15 protein-coding genes are annotated in these 19,453 nt (G+C 63.9%); 6 read left to right on the top strand and 9 right to left on the bottom strand.

What is annotated here, in order from left to right; translation table 11 throughout:
• Nucleotides 1-552: 552 nt before the first annotated feature.
• The 3 genes from Q0X62_RS01105 (at nt 553) to Q0X62_RS01095 (ending at nt 4,399) form a co-directional block, all read left to right on the top strand.
• Nucleotides 553-1,791 carry a type III PLP-dependent enzyme gene (locus Q0X62_RS01105; protein WP_297730694.1) on the top strand — a complete coding sequence of 413 codons (1,239 nt, stop codon included), beginning with the start codon at nt 553-555 and terminating at the stop codon, nt 1,789-1,791.
• Between the two features lie 43 nt (nt 1,792-1,834).
• Complete coding sequence (locus Q0X62_RS01100) at nt 1,835-2,881, top strand: deoxyhypusine synthase (protein ID WP_297730692.1); 1,047 nt, start codon at nt 1,835-1,837, stop codon at nt 2,879-2,881.
• 1,101 nt (nt 2,882-3,982) lie between these two features.
• Complete coding sequence (locus tag Q0X62_RS01095) at nt 3,983-4,399, top strand: hypothetical protein (RefSeq protein ID WP_297730690.1); 417 nt, start codon at nt 3,983-3,985, stop codon at nt 4,397-4,399.
• Here Q0X62_RS01095 and Q0X62_RS01090 read toward each other — a convergent pair.
• Nucleotides 4,363-5,976, bottom strand: coding sequence for an ABC transporter substrate-binding protein (locus Q0X62_RS01090; protein ID WP_297730688.1), 1,614 nt, complete (start codon nt 5,974-5,976; stop codon nt 4,363-4,365). The genes Q0X62_RS01095 and Q0X62_RS01090 overlap by 37 nt on opposite strands.
• 175 nt (nt 5,977-6,151) lie before the next feature.
• Here Q0X62_RS01090 and Q0X62_RS01085 point away from each other — a divergent pair, with 175 nt between their 5' ends.
• The gene (locus Q0X62_RS01085; RefSeq protein WP_297730686.1) at nt 6,152-6,799 is read left to right on the top strand and encodes a MarC family protein; all 648 of its coding nucleotides are present in this window, start codon (nt 6,152-6,154) and stop codon (nt 6,797-6,799) included.
• A gap of 3 nt (nt 6,800-6,802) precedes the next feature.
• On the opposite strand, the gene Q0X62_RS01080 is transcribed toward Q0X62_RS01085, so the two are convergent.
• Complete coding sequence (locus Q0X62_RS01080) at nt 6,803-7,396, bottom strand: hypothetical protein (RefSeq protein WP_297730684.1); 594 nt, start codon at nt 7,394-7,396, stop codon at nt 6,803-6,805.
• 223 nt (nt 7,397-7,619) lie between these two features.
• Here Q0X62_RS01080 and Q0X62_RS01075 point away from each other — a divergent pair, with 223 nt between their 5' ends.
• A complete protein-coding gene (locus Q0X62_RS01075; protein ID WP_297730682.1) occupies nt 7,620-7,841 on the top strand; it encodes a hypothetical protein in 222 nt (73 codons plus the stop codon).
• On the opposite strand, the gene aguB is transcribed toward Q0X62_RS01075, so the two are convergent.
• The 4 genes from aguB to Q0X62_RS01055 form a co-directional block, all read right to left on the bottom strand.
• Nucleotides 7,817-8,674 (bottom strand): N-carbamoylputrescine amidase, encoded by an 858-nt coding sequence (aguB, locus tag Q0X62_RS01070; RefSeq protein ID WP_297730680.1) that lies wholly within the window; start codon nt 8,672-8,674, stop codon nt 7,817-7,819. The genes Q0X62_RS01075 and aguB overlap by 25 nt on opposite strands.
• Nucleotides 8,675-8,679: 5 nt before the next feature.
• The gene (locus Q0X62_RS01065; protein WP_297730678.1) at nt 8,680-9,870 is read right to left on the bottom strand and encodes a serine hydrolase; all 1,191 of its coding nucleotides are present in this window, start codon (nt 9,868-9,870) and stop codon (nt 8,680-8,682) included.
• Between the two features lie 3 nt (nt 9,871-9,873).
• A complete protein-coding gene (locus Q0X62_RS01060; protein ID WP_297730676.1) occupies nt 9,874-10,887 on the bottom strand; it encodes an agmatine deiminase family protein in 1,014 nt (337 codons plus the stop codon).
• Nucleotides 10,888-11,027: 140 nt separating this feature from the next.
• The gene (locus Q0X62_RS01055) at nt 11,028-14,240 is read right to left on the bottom strand and encodes a TonB-dependent receptor (protein ID WP_297730674.1); all 3,213 of its coding nucleotides are present in this window, start codon (nt 14,238-14,240) and stop codon (nt 11,028-11,030) included.
• Between the two features lie 324 nt (nt 14,241-14,564).
• Here Q0X62_RS01055 and Q0X62_RS01050 point away from each other — a divergent pair, with 324 nt between their 5' ends.
• Nucleotides 14,565-16,145 (top strand): glycosyltransferase family 39 protein, encoded by a 1,581-nt coding sequence (locus tag Q0X62_RS01050; RefSeq protein WP_297730672.1) that lies wholly within the window; start codon nt 14,565-14,567, stop codon nt 16,143-16,145.
• Here the strand turns inward: Q0X62_RS01050 and argC are convergent.
• Genes argC through Q0X62_RS01035 form a run of 3 tightly spaced genes read right to left on the bottom strand, consistent with a single transcriptional unit; the run spans nt 16,124 to nt 19,403 of the window.
• The gene (argC, locus tag Q0X62_RS01045; RefSeq protein ID WP_297730670.1) at nt 16,124-17,071 is read right to left on the bottom strand and encodes an N-acetyl-gamma-glutamyl-phosphate reductase; all 948 of its coding nucleotides are present in this window, start codon (nt 17,069-17,071) and stop codon (nt 16,124-16,126) included. The genes Q0X62_RS01050 and argC overlap by 22 nt on opposite strands.
• On the bottom strand, nt 17,068-18,393 hold the full coding sequence (locus Q0X62_RS01040; protein WP_297730668.1) for an acetylglutamate kinase: 1,326 nt from the start codon (nt 18,391-18,393) through the stop codon (nt 17,068-17,070). The genes argC and Q0X62_RS01040 overlap by 4 nt, the downstream gene beginning before the upstream one ends.
• Nucleotides 18,390-19,403: an N-acetylornithine carbamoyltransferase gene (locus tag Q0X62_RS01035; RefSeq protein WP_297730666.1), complete on the bottom strand. Its 1,014-nt coding sequence runs from the start codon at nt 19,401-19,403 to the stop codon at nt 18,390-18,392. The genes Q0X62_RS01040 and Q0X62_RS01035 overlap by 4 nt, the downstream gene beginning before the upstream one ends.
• Nucleotides 19,404-19,453 lie beyond the last annotated feature (50 nt).

Raw genomic sequence — 19,453 nt, 5'->3', positions numbered from 1 at the left:
CGTTGATCGGGGGGACCCGTTCCGCCCCGATCGCTCGGGAGGCGGGTAGACATCAGCATTGTAACGGCTGAATGACAGCGCAGTTCGGATTCCGAACCGGACGTTTGCCGGAGCCGCCACCAGCACTGGGGCACCCGCGCGGTCCGACCCGCTAGATGCTGCCCTGACAGGGAAATTCGACGCGGTGGCAAAACCGCCACAATCGAAGTATTCGCGTTTGAAATTTTTGTGACATCGCGGAATGTGAGCCGGACTACACCTTCATTACGGGAATTCACGAATTACAAGTCTTTCCCGACGCAATCTGTACTTTGATCCGGGTACGGATTTATTCTCGAGGGTTGCGAAAGCGGTGGCGATGCGCGACCGTTCGACGGCTTCGCCCTGCCTCGCCCAGCCCCGGCTCCGACACGGAGGACGCCATGTCGACGCGAAAATTCGGCCGCCGCAAATTTCCCGCTTTACACACCCGAAAATTGACTTTAATCGCGCTCTTCCCGGCGGAGGTGACGATGCCGGATTGGGTTAACAACGAGCAGGGGGTCACGTGAATTGCACACGTACCATACTCCCCTGGACCTGGTCCGTTCGCGGCACGTAGAAAGTCCGGTCGTCTGTGTACGTCCGGACCGCGTTGCCGAAGCAGGACGCTGGTTCCAGGACAATTTCCCGGGCGAAGTCCTCTACGCCGTCAAAGCCAACCCGGCACCCTGGATACTCCAGGCGTTGCACAAGGCTGGCACGCGCTTCTTCGACGTCGCCTCGATCCCGGAAATCCAGCTTGTCGCCGAGCATTGCCCGGACAGCCGCATGGCTTTCCTGCATCCGGTGAAGAGCCGCGAATCCATTCGCCGCGCCTATTATGAATTCGGCGTGCGGATCTTCGCGCTCGATTGCGAAGCCGAGCTGGCCAAGATCCTTGAGGAAACCAATCACGCCAGCGACATCACGCTGATCGTGCGGCTGGCCGTGTCCAATGACGGAGCCATGTTCTCGCTGGCCGGCAAATTCGGTGTGCCCGCCTATGAGGCCGCCGAGCGGATCCGCAAGGTGCGTGCCCATGCCGAAGAGCTGGGTGTGAGCTTCCATGTCGGCAGCCAGTGCATGCAGCCCTCGGCCTATCGCTCGGCCATGCTGGAAGCCTCGCGCCTGATCGTGCAGGCGGGTGTCACCGTCGACATCGTCGATGTCGGCGGCGGCTTCCCCTCCATCTATCCGGGCATGACCCCGCCGCACATGGACGACTACATCACCGCCATCGAAGACGCCTTCGAGGAGATGATGGTGCTCGAAAATGCCGATCTGTGGTGTGAACCGGGCCGGGCCCTGGTGGCCGAAGCCGAGTCCGTCCTGACTCGGGTCGAGCTGCGCAAGGGCGACGCCCTTTATCTCAATGACGGCGCCTATGGCCGCCTGTTCGACGCGGCGCACGCGAAATGGCCCTTCCCGGTCCGCTTGCATCGCCCGCGTGGGGAGATCGGCGAGCACACCGCCTCCTTCCGTTTTTTCGGTCCGACCTGTGACAGCCTGGACGCCATTCCCGGCCCGTTCGAACTGCCGGCCGATATCCGCGAAGGCGATGTCATCGAGATCGGCATGCTCGGCGCCTATGGCACCGCCCTGGCCACCGACTTCAACGGTTTCGGCGCCATCGAACGCGTCGCGGTTGAGGATATGCCGTGGCCGTCTATGTTCGAAGCCCAACCCGACCTGGCCGAAGACGACGAGGCCAAGGTCATCAACTTCGCGCGCGCCCGCCGTCGTCGGCCGCGCCTGCGCCGCCGCGCCTGACCAATTACGGCCTGGCTGATGCGCGAGGCCCGAGGAGCTACACATGAGCGAGAACTCAAACCGCAAGGCCGAGCTGCTTTCCAGCCCGGTTGAACATATCGACATCACCGCCTTTGACGGCCGTGCCATGATCGACGCCTGGGAGAAGATGTCCTTCACCTCGCGCGATGCCGCGCGCGCCGCGCGCATCCTGGAACAGGCTGTTGCCGATCCGGACTGCTCGGTCATCCTGACCCTGGCCGGCTCCACGAGCGCCGGGGGTTGCATGCATGTCTGGCGTGACATGGTGCGCAACAACATGGTCGACGCCATCGTCTCGACCGGCGCCTCCATCGTCGACATGGACTTCTTTGAAGCCCTCGGCTTCAAGCATTACCAGGCCCGCGAAATCCCCGACGACCGCGAGCTGCGCGATCTCTATATCGACCGCATCTACGACACCTATATCGACGAGGAAGAGCTGCAGGCCTGCGACGCCGCCACGCTGGAAATCGCCGATCTCCTGGAACCCGGTCCGCGCTCCTCGCGCTCCTATATCAAGGCAATGGGCAAATGGCTGGCCGACGGCAATGCCAAGAAGGAAGGCTCGCTGGTACAGGAATGCTATGAGCAGGGCGTGCCGATCTTCTGCCCGGCCTTTTCCGACTGTTCCGCCGGCTTCGGTCTCGTCAAGCACCAGGTCGAGCGGATGAAGGCCAACAAGCCCTATCTCTCGATCGACAGCGTCGCCGATTTCCGCGAGCTCACCGACATCAAGATCAAGGCCGGCAAGACGGGCCTCTTCATGGTCGGTGGCGGCGTGCCGAAAAACTTCGCCCAGGACACGGTCGTCTGCGCCGAAATCCTCGGCGTTGAAGTCCCGATGCACGCCTATGCCGTCCAGATCACAGTCGCCGACGTCCGCGACGGCGCCTGCTCCTCCTCCACCCTCAAGGAAGCCTGCTCCTGGGGCAAGGTCGACGTGGCCCTGGAACAGATGGTCTTCGCCGAAGCGAGCACGGTGGCGCCGGTGATTGCGTCGGACGTCTATCACCGGAGAGATTGGGAAAAGCGTCCCCGGCATCGGTATGGGGACATGTTCCAAGATTAAGCGCTTGGTTCTGCGTCAAAGAAAAAGCCCTGGCGGTGACGCCGGGGCTTTTTTTTGTGCTCGCACGAGTTTCCTGTTGTCATCCCGGGCGAATGGCCCGCGAAAGCGGGCCGCAGACCCGGGACCCACACGCCCGGTGCGGCAAGCCTTCGCGACAATAGGTCCCGGATCTCCGCCCGGCTCGAGGCCGGGCCTGCGTCCGGGATGACAAGCTTGGTGCAGGTATTGAAGCGCACCGCCGGCGCCCTCTCGGCAAAGGATTGAGGGAGTGGTACGCGCCGGGAGGCGCCTTCCTTCCAATACCCCACTCCATTTTTCCCGGACGTGCGTCAGCACGATCCGGGACCGACGGGAGACTCAGCGCCTGAAGGCTCGCTCCGTGGGTCCCGGGTCTTCGCCCGGGAAAAATGGGGTGTGAGTTTGGCGAGGCAAGGCCGACGTGGTGCTTCTCCCCGAACGGGGAGAGGCAGGTTATCCCCCACACCTCACCACCCACACCGTCATCCTGACGAAAGTCAGGACCCAGTCTCGCAAGCTCGATTTCGCCAAACATGGCAATAGCTTGCGTCGCACGCTGGGTCCCGGCTTTCGCCGGGATGACGGTGTTTGAAGCGGAAAATCCACAAAACTTATCCGCCCCCCATCACACCTAGCCCATAATCCCCCTGTCCCGCGTCACTCGAGGCCCGGATTGGTGATCCGGGGGCGTTGGGAGGACGGAGCTCGTCCGGTTGCCTGGAATCACCGCCAGACCAACCCGGCGTGGCCATCGGCAGGACGGCGGCACAAAGCTCGACCGTTTGTTCCTGTCGGTTTCGAGACGGGGCCGGTAACGGCCCTGAGTAAATCTCCGTGTGCGGGGTGCCCGATCACACAAGACAGATTGCCAAACCGGCATCGGCCGGGACCCCGCACGCCTCATATCGCCAGGTGGCAACACCGTGGCGCGGGCAAATCTGCCCGGTTTCACCACTCACTCCGATCAAGAAAGGAAAGCCCATGTCACGTCGCCTCCCCGTCCGCCATCGCCGAAGCCTCGGCTCTCACCGTCGCGCGGCGATATTCCAGGCACGGCCGGATAGGGAGGCCCCTGACGGGCGGATGACGGGACGTCATTGCCTGGGCGCCGCCGCGCTGGCGCTCAATACAGGTGATGACCGGGCAGCGGAAAGACTGCTGGAGCTGGCCAGGGGTTTCATCGCCCAGGCCCGGGCCGAAGTGGCGCTGGCCCGCGAAGAGATACGCCTGACCGCCGAGACCCGGATCGCCCGGCGCGACGCGAAGATGGAGTGGTACAAGGCCGTCGGCGCCAGCGTCGAGGAGGTCGAGTTCGACCTTCAGGTCGAAAAGGACGCCGAACGCATCCGCCGCGCCCGACAGGCCGGCGTCCCAGTGCCCGAACCGCGCTGGGAGACAAGCTGGGAGCTGGTCGAGGGCCGGCGTGAGGGCGAGACGATCACCCCCGGCTGGCATGACTCCCCCTACTCCGCCTCCACCACACACAGCCAGCGGCTCTGATTGATGCCGGCCGGATTGGTCACCCAGCCGGTGACACGCGGCGAGACGAGACGGCGGGTCGCCTCAAAGAAAATCGGCGTGGTGGGGTGCGCGTCGAGCATGAGCTGTTCGGCTTCGCCGAAGAGGGCTGCCCGCCGCGCCGGATCGACCGTGTGCAGGGCTTGCTCGGTGAGCGCGTCATAGGCCGGGTCATCCCAGCCGGTATAATTGATCTCCCCGGCCCGGCTCTCCCATTGCAGGAGGATGCCATAGGGGTCGAGGAAGTCGGGTACCCAGGCCGTCGTTCCCGCCTGGTAGTCGCCGACCCGCATGGCGGCGTAATGGATCTGACTGTCGCGCGAGGACACGTCGGCCTCGACCCAGGGGGCGATCAGGCGCCAGTCCTGCTGCACGACCGGCGCGATACGCGGCCAACCGGCAGCGGGCTGATAGTAGAGGGTGAAGCGGAAGGGGTTATCCGGCCCGAAACCGGCTGCCTCGAGCAAGGCACGGGCCTCGGCGCGGCGGGTCTCCATATCGGTATCGGCATAGTCCAGACCGACCTGCTCGGCCCGACCGGGAATGCCCTCGGGCACTTCGCGCCAGGCCGGGACATCATCGCCGCCGAGAATGTCATTGGCGATAAAGCGACGATCAATCGCCATGGAGAGCGCGCGTCGCACGCGGACATCGTCGAAGGGCGGCGACTGGGTGTTGAAGTCGATGCCGCGACTATAGAGGCCGGGCACAGTCTGGACGATTTCGGGTGCCCGCTCGCGCAGGAAATCGGTATTGGCGGCCGAGAATTCGACATTGAGATCGAGCTCGCCGCCGCGCACCCGCCGCTCGGCCGCGGCGGTGTCGATCGTGGGGTAGAAATAGACATCATCCAGGCAGACCCGGTCGGCGGCGTAGTAGGTCTCGCTGGCACTGAGATGGATGTAATTGCCGGTACGCCAGCTCTCCAGGGTAAAGGGACCGCTGGTGACGATATTCTCGGCGCGGACCCAGGCATTGCCATGCTCGGCGATGACATGGCGCGGCATGGGCTGGCCCCAATACATCAGGATGGAGGGCAGATAGGGCGCCGGATATTCCAGCGAGATCTCGACCGTCGCATCATCGATTGCCACGGCGCCGAGCTCGGAGGTCGCCATCTCGCCGGCATAGATCGCCTCGGCATTGGCGATCGGGAAGAGCGGCGCGGCATACTGGTTGCCGGTCGCCGGATCGAGCGTGCGGCGCAGGCCGAAGACAACATCATCCGCCGTGATGGGCAGACCGTCCGACCACAGGGCGGGGCGCAGGGTGAAGGTCCAGACCAGCCCGTCAGCCGAGATTTCGACATGGCTGGCCAGACCTTCGACCGGCATACCGTCCGGGCCCGCCTCATACAGGCCGACAAACATGTCCGAGACGATGGTGCGCTCGTCCATGATCACGGCGATGGCCGGATCCAGGCTGCCCGGCTCAAGCCGGTTGCCCCGGTGCAGCACCCTGCCCTCATCGAGGGCTTCGCCGCAGGCGGCCAGCCCGGCTGCGAGGCCGAGCATGCACACCAGCGTGGTCAGACGCGACAGTCCGGCAAGTCTGATCATGAGTTTTTCCCTGTTTGCGCGAGCGTGGACCGCGCCCCGTGTCGCAGCAAGGGAATTCGCGTCGGGCGGACCGGTTTGCTTAATTGCATACCTATCCTGCCTGGCCATGCGCAAGAAAAACCGTGACCTCGCCGCCTGTCCCAGTTATGCGGGCCATGCAAACAGGACTGTCGCAATGCTCGAGATTTTCACCTCCGCCCTCGTCACGTTTTTCGTGGCCATCGACCCGCCCGGCGTCGCGCCGATTTTCGCGTCGCTGACCAATGGCGCGCCGAAAGCGCACAAGCGGGCCATGGCGATCAAGTCCGTGGTGATTGCGTCCGGCGTCCTGCTGGGCTTCGCGCTGGCGGGCGGCTGGCTGCTCGAGGCCATGCATATCAGCCTCGACGCCTTCCGCATTGCCGGCGGCGTCCTGCTCTTCCTGATGGCGCTGGAAATGATTTTCGAAAAGCGTACCGAGCGCCGCGAAGAGCGGGCCGAAGGCATTATCGAGGAGCATGACGAGCATCCGGAACGCTGGGACGATATCTCGGTCTTCCCGATGGCCATCCCGATGCTGGCCGGTCCCGGCGCCATTGCCACGGTCATGCTTTACATGTCCGACGCCGGCGGCTGGATGGAAAAGGGCGTCGTGCTGGGCTCGGCCGGTGTGATCCTGGTCATCTGCCTGATCACCTTCCTGGCCATCGGCCCGGTGATGCGGGTGATCGGCGACTCCATGGCCGCCATGATCACCCGGATCCTCGGCGTCATCCTTGCCGCCCTCGCCGCCCAATTCATCATCGACGGCATACTGGGCGCCCTGGTCAACGCGCACGTCTGACGCTTAGTCGGCGAGCCGGGTCAGCGTCATCGACAGGCTGGGAAAACAGTCGCCTTGAGGCGGGCAGTACTCGCCCGTCTCGGTCCAGGTCTGGTCATCGATCACGGCCGTGAACACCATGCGCCCCTGGGCACCCAGCGGAATCTCCCAGACATAGCCGGTCTCGGTAATGGTCATCTCATAAGCCTCGGGACCGCCGCGCGCCGTGGCCGCGAACATCTCATAGCCGCTGGCCTCCAGGCTCACGACACCACCGGCATCATGGACCAGTCGCCCGTCGCGGCCGGCCCCGGCCGGGGCATAGCCCATACCGCGGATCATCACCGCATTGCCGGCCCCGACACTTTCGACACGCTCGAAAATGTCGAAGGTCTCGCGGCTACCATCGGGCATCATGGACCAGCCCGTGCCCTCCCAGCTGCCGATCATGCTGGCCAGGGCGTCTCCCGGCGTTTGTGTCGGCGGCGCTTCCTGCGCCAGAGCCGGAGCGGCCAGGCTGAGGGCCACCGCCAAACCGACAGCGCCGATACGGACGGCGAATGCGGGCTTGGAATTGGGGGCAGACCGGGTACGGGATTGGATGTAAGTGGCAGGCATGTCGTTCTCCTTCGATTGATGCCGCTTACTTTACAACACAAAGTTCTTTTCGCGAGCGGGATTCGAAGCGTGGGAGTCCACCCCGCTGTCATCCCGACCGGCCCGCACCGGCCCGGCCCGCTGACGAGCGCGAGGACGGAAACCAAGTGTTAGCCCAATTCTGCCATGCTCAGGCCATAGAGGGGTCGATGATAACGACCATGCGGGGGTGATGGAGGAATGCATGGGCTACAGCCTTGCCATGCTGCTCACCGCAGCGACCGTATCCGCCGGCGGATTGACGGCATCCGCTTTCAGCCTGACCCAGGGTCAGACAGACCAGGCCATCGCTTTTGGATGGCCGGCCATTGCCGTCGCTTTTGTGATCGTCATGCTCTTGCCGACCGGACGTCGCCGCGCTGCCGGGCGCGACCCGGGCAATCAGGACGAGCGCGTCGAGAAATAGGGCTCGTAGAGGTCCGGACGACGATCACGGAAGAAGCCCCAGGCAGCGCGATGCCGCTGCAGGAAATCCAGATCGAACGTGCCAGAGACGATGCCGGCGTCTGAGCGCCCGAGCTCGGAGACCTTCTCGCCGGTATGACTGGTGACGAAGGATGAGCCGTAGAAGACCTGCCCCTCCTCATCGCCAATCCGGTTGGCCGCGACCACCGGGATCACATTCGACACGGCATGGCCCTGCATGGCGCGCTGCCAGCGCTCTGCCGTATCGAGACTGTCATCATGCGGCTCCGAGCCGATGGCGGTCGGATAAAGCAGGACTTCGGCGCCCATCAGGGTCATCGCCCGGGCCGCTTCCGGGAACCATTGATCCCAGCAAATCCCGACGCCGATCCGGCCGAATTTCGTGTCCCAGACCTTGAACCCGGTATTGCCCGGCCGGAAGTAGAATTTCTCCATATAGCCCGGCCCGTCGGGAATATGGCTCTTGCGATAGACGCCCAGCGCCGACCCGTCGGCATCCAGCATCACCAGCGAATTATAGTAGTGCGGCCCGTCGCGCTCATAGATCGAGACCGGGATCACCACGCCCAGCTCGGCCGCCAGCGGCTGCAATGCCGTCACGCAGGGATGCTCCAGCGCCGGGTACGCCGTGGCGAAGAAGGCCTCGTCCTGGACCTTGCAGAAATAGGGGCCCTGAAAAAGTTCCGGCGGCAGGATGACCTGGGCGCCCTGGCCGGCGGCCTCACGGATCAGCGCACTGACCGTGGCGATATTGGCATCCATATCCGTGCCGAAGGCGGCCTGCAGACCGGCGGCGGTGAGCGTTCTTGCCATGGGCATCAATCCTCCAGGAAGCGGTCGAGCCAGTGTCCGGGCCCATCCCCTGTCCGCAGATCCATCACGGTCGGCCACAACCACCAGGCTGGACGGTTGTCCGAATTCCAGAGCGCCACAAAGGCGAAACCGGTCTCCGGTTCAAGCACAATCTGGGCGCCATAGCCGGAAAGATAACCGGAATGCAGGACCAGTGTCCGACCCTCCCAGTCATAGATGCGCCAGCCCAGCCCGTACCAGGTCTGATCAACACGTTCACGCAACTCGCCCAGCCGCCGCGTCTCGCGCAGCGTATCGGTCAGGGGCGCATGAATCCGCGAACGCACAGTATCGGACAGCCCCGGACGCGCGCCCATCTGGACCTGCGCCCAGACGATCATGTCGTCGAGCGAGAGGTTGAGCCCGGACGCCGAGGGGATGGTGTCATAGGGCGTTTCCGGGTCGCCGGCGCGATTGGCGAGTCGTCGCCAACCGCTGTGCGGCCGTGCCCAGGAGGGCGACGCGGTCAGCGCTGCCGTCCCGACTGAAGCCGCCGGCAGGCCGAGGGGCTCGATGAGGCGACTGCGGATTGCCGTCCCGAAATCCTCACCCGTGGCCTCGCTGACCACGCTTTCGAGCGCCGAGAAGGCGATATTCTGATAGGTATAGCAATCGCCGACCGGGCACAGCAGATCGACACTGGCCAGCCGCTCGCGAATCCGAGATGGCGCCTGACCGGCTTCCAGATCGAGATCATAGGCGTTCGGTGGCAGGCCGGTGCGATGACTGGCAATTTCCTCCAGCGTCGGCTGGCGACTGCCGCGTACGCGCAGCACATCTCCCGGGATCGGCGCAGACAGGTCGACCAGACCGTCCGCTTCCAGCAAGCCAAGCAGGGTGCCGGTAAAGGTCTTGGAGACCGAGGCCGCGCGAAACAGCGTCTCGCGGGTCACGGCCTCGCCGGACCCGGCCGCGGTTTCACCATGCGTGTAAATATAGACCGGCTCGCCATTCTCTATGACGGCCGCTACCAGACCGACAATCCGACGGTCCGCCATGGCCGCGTCGAGGCGGGTTTCGAGCGTCTCGAGATAGGGATAGGCGGCACCGGCATCCAGGAAACCGCTATCGGTCGCATCAGGACTGGCAGATATCTGGGCCTGGCTGGGCACAGACGCGAGGAGACAGGTCATGGCTGTCAGAACGGATCGGATCAATCCTTACTCTCCGGCTTGGTGACACGTCACACAGTGGAAGGCCCCTCCACCGGTCAGTATGGCACGCGCCGAGGCGCCGACCACCTCATGATCGGGAAAAATTCTGCGCAAGGCGGTGATCGCAGCCGCACCGCCGGGTGTGCCATAGACCGGAACCACCAGATGGCGCGGCCCGATAACCCAGTTCATGTGACTGGCCGGCACGACCTCGCCATCACCCAGATCGACCCGACCGGGCGACGGAATGCGCTGCACCTGAAGGCGCCGGCCGCGGGCATCGGTCATGCGCGAGAGCTGACGGGCGATCGCCTCGAGCACTTCAGCCTGAGGATCATCCTCCCCGCAGGGGCTTTGGCAGACGACGACGCCGGGACGGGCAAAGCGGACAATATTGTCGATATGGCCGTCCGTGTGATCAGCGACCAGGCCCTCATCCACCCACAGAACTTTTTTGACGCCGAGTGCGGTCTTCAACCGGGCTTCCACCTCGGCTTCACCCAGGCCGGGATTGCGGTTGGGGTTGAGCAGGCATTGCCGTGTGGTGATCAGCGTCCCCTCGCCGTCAAACTCCAGCGCCCCGCCTTCAGCGACCAGATCAACCGCCTCTTCGCGCGCGCCGGCCAACTTGGCGATCACCCCGCCAATCGTGTCGTCACCGGGCAGCTCATACTTGCCGCCCCAGCCATTGAAGCGAAAGCGCACCGCCACCGCCTCGCCATCGCGGCGCAGGAAGACCGGACCGGTATCGCGGGCCCAGACATCGCCGAAGGGCGCACGAACCACGCGCGCCTGATGCCCGAACGCCTGGCGGGCCGACGCTTCCGCCTGGCCGCTTGCGGCGAGAATGGTGAGGTTCAGCGTGCGGCCGGTCGCCGACGGGGCAATCGCGGCCTTGAGAAAGGTCGCGAACTCGGCCTGGGCTGGTTCCAGATCTTCCTCCCACAACGTGGCATCCGAAGGCCAGCAGGTGAAGAGATGCGCCTGGGGCGAGGTTTCGTGGGGCAGGTCGATTGTCATGGCCGCGCCTCTATCACGCAGCCGATTTCTTGGCGAGATGCAAAAAGGATAGTCGCCCGCGCAAAAAAGCCAGACCTTCACGCAAAAAAGAAGGGCGGCCCGAGAGCCGCCCTTCCCATGTGTCAGATGATGACTGCGCCTTAGAAGTTGTAGCGCAGGCCAACACGGACCGACCAGAGCGAGGCACCGCCCACGCGGGTCTCGGTCGTCGGGTTGTTGAAGTTCGTGTAGGCGAACTGGCTGCTGCCGTTCACGAGGCGAGCATCGACGACCCGGTTACGACGCGGGAAGCCAGCCTCGTTGAGGATGCCCCACTCGTCGTTCAGCAGGTTGGTGAAGTTGTCGATGTCGATGAAGAACTGCGAACGGTGACCTTCCATGAAGCCCGGCATCTCCTGGGAGATGCGCAGGTCAGCCTTGGTCCACCAGCCACCTTCGTCGCCATTGCGCTCGGCAAAGCCGCCCGCATTGCCGCTCAGGCCGGCTTCATTGATGAAGTCGAAGAAGGCCGTGACGTCAGCCGCCGACATGCCGGAGAAGTCGACATTGGCGTCCGACGGACCGGTCGGCACGTAGAGGAGCCAGTTGTCGCCCGACAGGAAGGGCGTGAAGTTCGTCAGATCACCACCGCCACGAGCGCTCATGGTGTAGCTGAACGGACGACCCGACGAGGCCAGCGCGAAGAGGCTGAAGCGGGTCGCATAGTCCTGAACAAACTCGTGCTCGTAATTCACGTTGAGCGTGAAGCGATGCGAGATGTTGTAGTTGGACAGGGACGCGATCTCGTCATTCGCGCCGACAAATGCGCGGCTGGTGTAGTTCGAGAAAGCGACCGACGAGGTCATCGGCTGGACGTCTTCGGCGTCATTATAGGCGTAGCCGAAGATCCAGTTGAGACCGAAGTCATAGTCACGCTCGACCGTGAAGGCGAAGTTGATGCTCTCAGCTTCGACATCGGTGTTGGTCAGCTCCAGCGTGTCCGGCGAATTCGGCGAGGAGTAGAGCGGGAAACCAGCCGGGCCCGTGCCGCTTTCGATCAGGTCACGACGCGTGATGATCGCGGCGTTGTGATCCTGCGACCAGAGCAGGTCGGCATTGATGCGGTAGTCACCGCCCAGGAAGTTGTCCATCGGAACGTAGAGGTCATACGTACCACCGAAGGCGACTTTCCACTCACCCGGGATTTCGAAGTTCGGGTCGAGATTGTTCATCTCGAAGCCCGGCGAACCCGTACCGGCGGCGACAGCGTCGATCAGCTGGGACGGAACCGAGTAACCCGGGCCGGCACCATCCGGATAGACAACGCCTGCGTCGAACAGCGTCGAGAAGCCGGCACCGTAGAAGAGGCCTTCATTGACGCCGAACTGGGAGATGAAGTCGGTCGAGTAGGTGTTGGAGAGCCAGACGTTCGGATCACCACCGGAGAACAGACCGAAGCCACCACGCAGGGAGAGATCGTCATTGACGTCCCACTGGATGCCGAGGCGCGGCTGAAGCAGGTCACGACCGTCCATGTTCTGGGCGTTCGAGTAGCCGTAAGAGGCCAGGAAGTTGGCATTCTCACGCGGCGAATCTTCAGAGGTGTAGAAGTCGTAGCGCAGACCGGCGGTCACGACGACACCATTGCCGAGGTCCCATTCGTCCTGTGCGTACAGGGCGTTGGAGGCATAACCCCAATCGGCAGCCGCGTCGGCCGGGTTCAGGCTCGGCGCGTTGTTGTAGTCGATATCGTCCGGGATACCGTTGCGGAAATCGGCGATGCTGTCGAAGTCGTACTGACCGATCGTGTGCTGGACGAAGAGGTTGAAGATCTCCGTCTCTTCACGCTCATAGCCGAACGAGAAGGTGTGGTTTTCCCAGGTGTAGGAACCGCGGGCGACCACGTTGAACACGGTGTAGTTCAGCTCGTTCGACTGACGGGAGTCGTCTTCACCGATGTAGATCGTGTTGCGCTGACCGGTGCCATCGACGGCAACCGAGTTGCTGTCGGTGATGCGCATCTCGCCAAAGCCGTCCTGGCCGATCGAATTCTGGCGGTTGACCAGATCGGTGAAGCCGATGCGGACTTCGGTGGAGAAATTGTCGGTCCAATCCGAATACAACGAACCAACATAACGGTTCAGCTCGGCGCCACGCTCATAGAGGTGGTTGGAGAATTCGAACTCGTTCGGGTCACCATCAGACGCGGTGATGTTGTAGCCGTCATTGTAGAGATAAACGAAGTCAGCGCGGTGCTGGTTGTTAATCTCCCAATCCAGACGAATAAGCAGCTTGTCGTCTTCGTTCGGGAAGCTCGACGGTGCGAAGCCCGGATCGTAGTTGTAAACGGTGCGGGCGATGTCGAGGATCTCGTCGAACTCGGCCTGCGTGAAGCCGGCCACTTCGTTCAGGGCACCAGAGCCTTCAACGCCGCGCGTGAAGGTGTTGGCACCTTCGAGGTGCTCATAGTTCACGAAGAAGAAGAGGCGATCTTCGACGATCGGGCCACCCACGTGGAAACCGTAGCGCTGCTCGTCGAATTCCGGAGCCTGGACACCGGAGCCTTCAAGGCTGTCGCCCTGCAGGGAGTCACTGGTGTAGTCGTAGAAGGCACCACCGTGGAATTCATTGCCGCCGGAGCGGGTCACGGTGTTGATGTTACAGGCCGAGAAACCGCCGTAGAAGACGTCAAACGGTGCCAGCTCGACAGCGACCTGGGACAGGGCGTCGAACGGGAAGGGCTGACGCTCGGTCGGGAAACCGTTCCGGTTCAGGCCGAAACCGTCATTGATGCGGACACCGTCGAGGGTCAGCGAGTTGAAGCGCGAGTTGGCGCCGGCGCACTGGATGCCGTCGACATCAGCTTCGTCGACATAGACGCGCGGGTCGGTCCGGATGATGTCGTTGATCGTGCGGTTCACGGACGGCAGACGCTCGAGGTCCTGCTGGGTGAAGACGGCCGACGGGCCGACCGCGACTTCAACGGCGTTGATCGCGGAGGCGGTCACGACGATGACGTCGGCGGACTCGGAATCAAGGCTGAGGCTGAGTTCCGTGGAGGCACCCAGTTCGATGAAAACACCCTCGACGCGCTGACCGGCGAAGCCCGGCGCCGTCACGGTGACGATGTAAGGACCACCCGGGCGAAGATTGTCGGCGGCAAAAGCGCCGGTCGAGCTGACCGTCGTCGTACGGACGGAGCCGGTCGGCTGGTGCAGGACAGTGACGGTCGCGCCATTGACCGGGCTGCCATTGCTGGAAGACACCGAACCGGCGATCGAGCCTGTGGTCTGCTGGGCGTAAACCGCGGCAGGCGCCGCAGCCAGCAGGGCGATGGCCGCCGTGCCGAGTGAAAGTTTTTTAGTAAAAGACATTGAGCATGTCCCCCGAATGAACCGAAGAGTGGGGAGGCGTTCCCCGTACGAAGCAGGGGCCGTCTACGCCGGGCCGTCGAACTTTCCAAGACACATACACGAAGCTTTTGTGACAGCCCGCGTGTTGCAGAGCGGCAGACATTGCGCTCGCAACTGCAGCAAACCGCAAGATATGTGTGTGCAGCCGCACAAAACCTCAAAATCCGCCACTCCGGAAATTTTCCAACGCAGATTTTTATCCACGCAGGCCTTTACGGTCGGAGTCGAAAAGCGCATAGGCTGCGGCGAAAATGTAACACTTTTTAACAGGCCTTCGGACCCGACATGACCGAGTCGTCCCCCCCCCTTTTGCCGAATCGTTTCTCGTGGACGCGGGCTGCGCTCGTGCTGATCGCCGGTTTTGCGATCCTGCGGATTGTCGCGCTGGCGATCAGTCCGGTCTCGCTCTACCAGGACGAGTCGCAATACTGGGTCTGGTCGCGCCATTTCGACTGGGGCTATTATTCCAAGCCGCCGATGATCGCTTGGCTGATTGCGCTGTCGACGACGCTCATCGGCGACAGCGACTTTGCCATTCGCCTGCCCGCCCCGCTCCTGCATACCGGGACCGCGATTTTCCTGATGCTGGGCGCGCGCCAATTATGGGGCGACCGGGCCGGTTTCTGGGCAGCGACCCTCTATCTGACCATGCCGGGTGTCTGGCTGTCCGGTGTGGTGATCTCCACCGATGCGGTGCTGTTCTGCGCCTGGTCGGGCGGCCTCTTCGCCTTGCTGAGGCTGCGCGCCGGCGGCGGCTGGGGCGCAGCCATCGGCCTCGGCGTGGCCCTGGGTTTCGGCTTCCTGTCGAAATACGCGATGATCTATTTTCTGGCCTCGACCGGTCTCGTCCTGGTGTTTGACACAGCAAGCCGGACAGCGCTTCTGAGCCTGCGTGGCGTGGCGGCGCTGGGCACATTTCTGGCCATGCTGGCACCCAATCTCGCCTGGAATGCTGCCAATGACTTCGCCACAGTCAGCCATACTGCGGCCAATGCGAACTGGGGCGGCGACCTCTTTCATCCCGGCGAGTTGATCGAATTCCTGCTCGCCCAGCCGGGCGTGTTCGGTCCGGTCACCTTCGCCGTGCTTTTGACCGTGTTCGGCCTCGCCCTCTCCCGCTTCCTGCGCCTCGATCCCGACGAGCGCCTGCTGGTCATCTACGCCCTGCCGCCGCTCGCCGTGGTCATGGTCCAGGCCTTCATCTCGCGCGCCCACGCCAACTGGGCCGCCGCCACCTATATCGCGGGCACACTCCTGGTTGTCGGCTTTCTATTGCGCGGTGCAACATGGCGACGCTGGGCCCTCTTCGGCTCGATCGGATTGCACAGCGCAATCGGCCTCTTCGTGGTCGCGCTCGCCGGCAGCCCGGCGCTCGTCGAGGCGCTCGGCGCGGGCGATGCCACCAAGCGTATCCGCGCCTGGGACGAAACCGCCGACGCCATCGTCGCGGCGGCCAATGCCGACGACTACGCCCTGATCGTCTTTGACGACCGTAATGCCTTCCACCAGATGCAGCGCTACGCGCCGCAGCTGGAGGGACGCATGGCGATGTGGTTGCGTCATGCCGGACCGTCCAATCATGCCGAGGACGTCTGGCCCTTGTCAGACGACCAGGACGGCCTGCTGCTGATCGTGTCCAACCGGCCGCGCGAAGTGCCGCGCCTGCGGGAGGATTTCGCCCGTTTCGAGCCCGTGAGTGAGCTCGCGATTGCGCTGGATGATGGCTATACGCGCGATTTCAGCCTGTGGGTGGCCGAGGGCCATCAACGTGTCGAACGCGACGAAGCGTATGAAATCCGCTGGCGGGCGCATGATGAGGCCGATACCACGACCCCTCTGCGCGGTTATAGCGGCGAGGACGAGTAAGCGCCTTCAGGCAGGCCCAGCGCCAGGGCCAGGTTCTGCATCGCCTGCACCGCAGCGCCCTTGAGCAGATTGTCCAGCGCCGACACAACGACCAGCTTGTGGCCGCTCTCATCAAGCGAGAAGCCGCCAATGACTGCGCCGGGTTGGAGCGCGCCGTCGCGCACTTCCGGAATCCGGTCGATCACCGTGACCAGCGCCTCACCGGCATAGGTCCGCGTAAAGAGCGCCTCGACCTCAGCCACGCTCATCGCGCGACCCAGGGTCAGGTGGGTGGTCGCGACGATACCGCGGAAGAAGGCGGCGACATGCGGAGTGAAGCGCACGCCCTCACCCATATGCCGGGCCATTTCGCGCTCGTGCAGATGGCCGCTCAGCGCATAGGGCATGAGATTGTCGGCCAGCGCCGCCGTGTCATTCTTGCGCGATGGCGTGGTCCCCGCCCCGGAATAGCCCGACACGCCGAAGACATGGGCATCACCGACGAGATGCCCGCGCAGCGGCGCAATAGCCAGCTGCCCAGAGGTCGCATAACAGCCCGGATTGGCAATCCGGGTGGCTCCGGCGAGGGCCTCGCGGCCATGGATTTCCGGCAGGCCATAGGTCCAGCCCTCATCAAAGCGATAATCAGCCGACAGGTCGACAATCACCGTCTCGTCCGGGATAGCGGCGACAAAGGGTGCCGCCGCGCCATTGGGCAAAGCCAGGATGACCGCGTCCACGCCGCGCGCCGCGATATCCGCCGGGGCCAGCGCTTCGAAAGCCAGATCGGTGGCAATCTCCGGCGCCATCTCGCCCACCGGCCGACCGGCCCATTCGCGCGAACTGGCGAAGGCGAGCTCGAGATCAGCCCGGTCCGCAATCAGACGCAGGAGTTCTCGCCCGGTATGACCGCGCGCACCGACCAGACCGACCCGCCGCACACTCATTGCGGGGCCTCGAGCGTCGGCGGCAGGGCGAAGGCCTTCTCGACCACATCGGCAATCTCCGACGGGGCCATATCGCCGCGCCAGAACACGGTCCATTCGTCGCGCCGGATCGCGCCGTCGCATTCCTCGAAATAGAAGCCATTGACCGGATTGCTGGTCCGCGAGCGCCAGATCAGCTGCGGCGCGTATTCCACCAGACGGTTCCAGACCGTCCGCCCCAGACCCTCGCCGCGCGCCTCGTCGAGGACCGCAAACTTGTCGAGATAGATCCAGCCATCCAGTCGCGTGGTGATCGCCGCCGCCCGATAGCTCTCGGTGACGAAGGCCTTGTCGACGACCAGATTGTCCCAATAGCCCGCAACGGCGGAACGCCCGAAGGCGGCGGTGACCAGCTTGTCCATCCGGCCCAGATCGAGCGCCGCCTTGTCATCGGTGGAGACAATGCGCTCACCGCGGCGGATCAGCGTGCCGGCACCGGCATGGGTGAAAAGCTCGCGCGCCAGTTCGGCCGGGCGGGTGATGGAGACCGAGGAAGAGAGCGGCAGATCGTCGAGCAGACGCTTGATCTCCTCCAGCTTCAACCGCATCCCGCCATTGACCCAATTGGCCTGCATCAGCTCGCCGAAATCGGTGGCCAGGTTGATCGAGGACAGGATGTCGCCATCCGCATCCAGCAGACCGCCCGTCCCGGTCAGGAAGACCACCTTGTAGGGTTGCAGGGCGTGCACAAGGGCGCGCACGGCCACATCGGCATTGATATTGACCAGCTTGCCGTCGGGCGTTTCGCCCAGGCAAGCGAGAATGGCCGCCTGCCCGGCCCGGGCTGCAGACCCGACCAGATCGAGATGGATGCGACGCGGCTCACCGACCCGGCCCAGGCGGGCCTCATCGACAATATCCGCTTCGAACACGCCGCGCGGCACAGCGGCGGCCCGGCCGCCGGCATCGCGGATCGCATCGACCAGGGTCAGATTGGCCTGGGTCAGCGTGTCACGAATGATCGGAATGGCCTCATCGCGGGTCACACGCAGTCCGTCGACGCGCTCGGTCGGGATATTGGCCGCCGCGAGAGCCGCATCGAGTTGCGGGCCGCCGCCATGCACCACGACCGGGGTCAGCCCGACCGTCTGCAGGAAGGCGAGCGCCGAGGCGAGGCCTTCCAGATCGTCCTGGATGACAGCCCCGCCGACCTTGATGACGGCGAAGCGTTCCTGGTCGATGCCGGAAAAACGGTGGAGATATTCGCGGATCTCCTTGCCGTCGCGCATGTGCGACAGCAATTGGACGATGGTCTGCCGGACGCCCGGCCCGTTCGTGGTCATTCCACCCCTCCCGCCTGCTGGGCGAGGGCTTCCATCACGGCCATCTGGACCGGCAGGCGATTGGCCGCCTCCTCAATCCCCATGAAGGCCGGACTGTCGACCACGGCATCGGCAATCTTCACATTGCGCCGCATCGGCAGGCAGTGGCTGACGGCGGCCTCATTGGTCAGCGCCATTTTCTCGGGCGTGATCATGAAATCGGCGCCCTTGGCCCGATAAGGCGCTTCGGCATCCCAATTGCCATAGAAGGGCAACGCCCCCCAGCTCTTGGCATAGACCACATCGGCGCCATCATAGGCGGCCTCGACATCGGTCGTCAGGCTGACCGACCCGCCGCCCTCGGCGGTGAACTGTTCGGCCGAGGACATATAGCGCTCGTCCAGGCGGTAGACCTCGTCCGGCACCAGGATGCGGACATTGGCGCCGAATTTGGAGGCGATCAGCAGCGAGGAATTGGCCACGGCTGTGTTCAGCGGTTTGGGATGCGGCACCCAGGTCAGGAGATAAGTCTTGCCGGCGATCGGCCCCATGCGCTCCTGCAGCGCCAGCATGTGGGCCAACTCCTGACAGGGGTGGACGATAGTCTCCATATTGATGACCGGAACCGTCGCATGCCGGGCGAAAGCCTGGATCATCGGATCCTCGCGCTCGGACTGCCAGTCCTTGAAATGCGGGAAGCAGCGAATGGCGATCAGGTCGACATAGGTCGACAGGACACGGGCCGCCTCGCGGACATGCTCTTCCTCATCCCCGTCCATGACGGCGCCATCCCCGAATTCCATCGGCCAGGTCGCGCCCTTGGCATCGAGCACGATGGCGTGCCCGCCCAGACGGTGAGTGCCGATATCAAAGGACGACCGGGTGCGCAGGGACGGATTGAAGAAGACAAGGGCGACCGACTTGCCTTCGAGCGATCGGCTCACCGCCCCGGACTTGAAGGCACTGGCTCGGTCGAGCAGCCCCTGAAGTTCGTTGCGGGTCCAATCTGCGGTCGAAAGGAAATGGCGCATGTCCGGTCCTTGCTGGCGGGTTGAGGGGTGAAACTGTGCGCAGGCCAAGC

This window comes from uncultured Maricaulis sp. (assembly GCF_947259345.1).
In the GTDB taxonomy this organism is placed as follows: Bacteria; Pseudomonadota; Alphaproteobacteria; order Caulobacterales; family Maricaulaceae; genus Maricaulis.
The sequence above is the reverse complement of the archived record's forward strand: the minus strand, read 5'-3'. Positions and strand labels throughout refer to the sequence as shown.

Bases quoted from the DNA above. Each gene is read 5' to 3' on its own strand.
- Q0X62_RS01100 (WP_297730692.1), top strand. From the start codon at position 1,835: ATGAGCGAGAACTCAAACCGCAAGGCCGAGCTGCTTTCCAGCCCGGTT.
- Q0X62_RS01095 (WP_297730690.1), top strand. From the start codon at position 3,983: ATGACGGGACGTCATTGCCTGGGCGCCGCCGCGCTGGCGCTCAATACA.
- Q0X62_RS01090 (WP_297730688.1), bottom strand. From the start codon at position 5,976: ATGATCAGACTTGCCGGACTGTCGCGTCTGACCACGCTGGTGTGCATG.
- Q0X62_RS01085 (WP_297730686.1), top strand. From the start codon at position 6,152: ATGCTCGAGATTTTCACCTCCGCCCTCGTCACGTTTTTCGTGGCCATC.
- Q0X62_RS01080 (WP_297730684.1), bottom strand. From the start codon at position 7,396: ATGCCTGCCACTTACATCCAATCCCGTACCCGGTCTGCCCCCAATTCC.
- Q0X62_RS01075 (WP_297730682.1), top strand. From the start codon at position 7,620: ATGGGCTACAGCCTTGCCATGCTGCTCACCGCAGCGACCGTATCCGCC.
- aguB (WP_297730680.1), bottom strand. From the start codon at position 8,674: ATGGCAAGAACGCTCACCGCCGCCGGTCTGCAGGCCGCCTTCGGCACG.
- Q0X62_RS01060 (WP_297730676.1), bottom strand. From the start codon at position 10,887: ATGACAATCGACCTGCCCCACGAAACCTCGCCCCAGGCGCATCTCTTC.
- Q0X62_RS01055 (WP_297730674.1), bottom strand. From the start codon at position 14,240: ATGTCTTTTACTAAAAAACTTTCACTCGGCACGGCGGCCATCGCCCTG.
- Q0X62_RS01050 (WP_297730672.1), top strand. From the start codon at position 14,565: ATGACCGAGTCGTCCCCCCCCCTTTTGCCGAATCGTTTCTCGTGGACG.
- argC (WP_297730670.1), bottom strand. From the start codon at position 17,071: ATGAGTGTGCGGCGGGTCGGTCTGGTCGGTGCGCGCGGTCATACCGGG.
- Q0X62_RS01040 (WP_297730668.1), bottom strand. From the start codon at position 18,393: ATGACCACGAACGGGCCGGGCGTCCGGCAGACCATCGTCCAATTGCTG.
- Q0X62_RS01035 (WP_297730666.1), bottom strand. From the start codon at position 19,403: ATGCGCCATTTCCTTTCGACCGCAGATTGGACCCGCAACGAACTTCAG.